Genomic DNA, 437 nt, shown 5'->3' with positions numbered 1-437 from the left:
CGAAGCTATCCACGCGTTGCAGCGCCATAAGCAGACCCTCGAAGGCTTACTGGCGGAGAATGAAAAGACCTATATCACCGACCTGCATCAGAACGCCCAGCGGCTGTTACGCCCGCTGAATGTCGTTAACCCTTATGCGTCACAGTTAACGTTCATGAGCGATAAAACCCGCACCCGACGCGACCACATGAAATATCTCACCCTGATACAAAGTATCGCCCTGCTGCATCAATACCAGCGCGAGGTGAAGACCGCGGAACACCGGGGCAAACGGCTTGAATATATCGAGGTGACCAAAGACGATATTAGCTTAGCAAACCGGCTGGCCCATGAGATATTAGGCCGCACGCTGGATGAAATGTCGCCCCAGACCCGAAAACTGTTACTGCTGATACAAGCGATGGTGAAAGAGACGGCGACAGCGCAGCAACGCCCGG

The 437-nt window shown here is 54.0% G+C and carries 1 pseudogene; it reads left to right on the top strand.

Going from position 1 to position 437, the window contains the following annotated elements:
* Window positions 1-437: pseudogene (locus ACGF5R_RS24535) on the top strand (DNA primase); the annotation flags it as partial.

It is taken from the genome of Photorhabdus sp. RM71S (assembly GCF_042879355.1).
GTDB classification, from domain to species: Bacteria; Pseudomonadota; Gammaproteobacteria; order Enterobacterales; family Enterobacteriaceae; genus Photorhabdus; species Photorhabdus kayaii.
The sequence above is the reverse complement of the archived record's forward strand: the minus strand, read 5'-3'. Positions and strand labels throughout refer to the sequence as shown.